The organism is Candidatus Thiothrix phosphatis (genome assembly GCF_035668035.1).
Lineage (GTDB): Bacteria > Pseudomonadota > Gammaproteobacteria > Thiotrichales > Thiotrichaceae > Thiothrix > Thiothrix phosphatis.
Genome location: NZ_JAYMYJ010000064.1, coordinates 1 through 2,762, shown reverse-complemented (window position 1 = coordinate 2,762; position 2,762 = coordinate 1). Strand labels below are relative to the sequence as shown.

At 51.5% G+C, this 2,762-nt stretch carries 1 protein-coding gene and 1 CRISPR repeat array; the gene reads right to left on the bottom strand.

Annotated elements, in window-relative coordinates:
• Positions 1-90: 90 nt before the first annotated feature.
• Positions 91-1,081: a CRISPR direct-repeat array (repeat unit 28 nt; unit sequence GTTACGAATCCCCATGAGGGGTTATGAG).
• A gap of 61 nt (positions 1,082-1,142) precedes the next feature.
• Positions 1,143-2,690 carry a PD-(D/E)XK nuclease domain-containing ATP-binding protein gene (locus tag VSS37_RS07395; protein ID WP_324694164.1) on the bottom strand — a complete coding sequence of 516 codons (1,548 nt, stop codon included), beginning with the start codon at positions 2,688-2,690 and terminating at the stop codon, positions 1,143-1,145.
• Positions 2,691-2,762 lie beyond the last annotated feature (72 nt).

The window sequence follows — 2,762 nt, the reverse complement described above, 5'->3', positions numbered from 1 at the left end:
CGCAAGGTTGCTCAGCCATCGGAAGGGCAAAAACTCACCTTGAAAGCCCTAGAGGCCACCACCCTGCAAGCATACCTAGACAACCTGGGCGTTACGAATCCCCATGAGGGGTTATGAGAGAATGTTTACGCATTGCAACTGCTAGGACACAACCGTTACGAATCCCCATGAGGGGTTATGAGTCAGAATAAATCAGGGCGGCCAAAGCCGCCCCAATAGTTACGAATCCCCATGAGGGGTTATGAGCCAGGCTGAAAATCCAAGCGGCGCTGGGAATCGCAATGTTACGAATCCCCATGAGGGGTTATGAGAGAAAGTGCCTTGCCAGAGAACGCGGAACCAGAATACGTTACGAATCCCCATGAGGGGTTATGAGTCCCCAACGAACTGCCCGTTGAGGCATTTGCGGATGGTTACGAATCCCCATGAGGGGTTATGAGGATAAGCTTTGACAGGAGGCTTGTTGCTGAACCAACGTTACGAATCCCCATGAGGGGTTATGAGTGCGTCAGCAGCTCGTCCCCCGCCCCGGCTTCCATGTTACGAATCCCCATGAGGGGTTATGAGTGGGTGCCGGTCATGGTGCCGACGCTGCGGCGACCGGTTACGAATCCCCATGAGGGGTTATGAGGCCAAAAGATTCTTTCAGCAGCCCAGTGGCATTGCTGGTTACGAATCCCCATGAGGGGTTATGAGTAATTTTGGTAGATGCGGTGTTAAAGATTTGGACAAGTTACGAATCCCCATGAGGGGTTATGAGATTGCAGGATATGCTGACGTTTCATCCAGGCTAACCGGTTACGAATCCCCATGAGGGGTTATGAGATTGCAGGATATGCTGACGTTTCATCCAGGCTAACCGGTTACGAATCCCCATGAGGGGTTATGAGTTTTGGAGGCTTCGCCAATACGTTAAATGTTGCAAGTTACGAATCCCCATGAGGGGTTATGAGATTTGTCTTATCCTCAGTTGATAATATGAAACTTATGTTACGAATCCCCATGAGGGGTTATGAGCATTGCCGATTTGAACGCTTCGTAGCTCTTTGTCGAGTTACGAATCCCCATGAGGGGTTATGAGGCTGCTTACACTATTAGGGTAAGGCGCATGCGGCCTTCGGTATGGGTTTTTTCGGCAGGCATCAGGCGGGTTCCCAGTCAAAACCCACGATATTGCGGTCTGTCTTGCTGAATTCCACGCCCAGCAAATAGATCGGCTGGTTAAGGGCGCGGTATTTGTCAGCGTAAGCCTTGTCTTTAATTTGTTGCAGGGCTTTGCCTTCCGGCACCAATTCCACCACCTTGAATTCGAAGACATACACCTTGCCATTGAATTTCAGGGTCATATCAATCCGCCCCAGGTTGGTAATGTCCTCCAGCGTGACATTCAGGCCCAGCGAGGCGAAATAGGAATAAAACACGCTGGCGTAATAGCCTTCGTAATGCTGGATGTCGTTATTGGTGTACCACTGGTGCGGGATGCTGGCGAAAAAGCTGTGGAACAGCTGCCTTAACCCGGCAATATCATTGGCGCTCAACAGGCGGTATAACTGGCTCGCATGCACCACTTGCTGTGATTTGTTCTGCACCAACGCCGCCAGCAAACTGTTGTTCAGGCTTTGGTAGACCTCCCGGTTTGGGTAGCCCAACGTATAGAAAAACTGCCCGCCCAAGTTTTCTTCCTGTTTGATGGTCAGGTAGCCGGTCTGGAACAACAGGGCTTCTGTTGATATGTCCCCCACATCAAAGCTGGACAGCATGTCACTGCTGCTGAGTAGATTGTTCAATTGGATGGTGGGTATCTGGCGCTTCAGCAATTGCTCGACCAGAAACGTTGGTGTGCCGGTTTCAAACCAGTAGCTTTTAAACGCATGATTCCGGAAGAATTGCAGAATATCAAAGGGATTGTAAACGCCCGTACCCAGCCAGTTATAACCGTTATACCAGTCGCGGATTTCGGCCCGATCCAGCCCCGGCAGTTCAGCAGCAAATACGGTATCGATGTCATCATCGGTATAACCGCACAGACTGGAATAACGCGGCATCAGGGTAATATCTTCCAGGTTGTTCAAACCGGAAAACAGGCTGACCTTGGAAAACTTGCTGACGCCGGTCAGGAAACTGAAGCGGATATGGGCGTCATAATCCTTGATGGTGGCGTAGAAACCGCGCAGGAAATCACGGTTGGCCTTGGCCACTTCCGGGTATTCCAGCGCATCCAGGATCGGCTTGTCGTATTCGTCAATCAGCACAACAATGGGCAACCCGGTTTTGGCCTTGACCCTTTCCAGCAGATCCGCAAAGCGGCTGCCCGCATCGCTAAACTCGGGCTTGATGGCAAAATCACGTTCCATCTGGGTGAGCTGTTGGTGCAGGGATTCACCCAGCGCTTCCGGTTGGCGGTAATTCTTGCGCCCAAAACTGAAGCGCAGCACGGGATATTTCACTGACCAGTCCCAGCGCCCATGCACCAGCAAGCCTTGGAACAGCGGTTCGTTGCCTTCAAACAGTTCCTTGATGGTGTCCAGCAGCAAGCTTTTGCCAAAACGGCGTGGGCGCGACAAAAAGTAATGTTTACCGTTGTCGGCCAATTGCTGGATCATGCCGGTCTTGTCCACGTAATAGTGGCCTGCTTCCCGGATTTCGCGGAAGGTTTGGATGCCAATGGGCAGGCGTTTGCGTTCAGTCATAATTAGGCTTGCTCCACATCAAAACCGACGATATTGCGGTCTGTCTTGCTGAATTCCACGCCCAGCAAATAG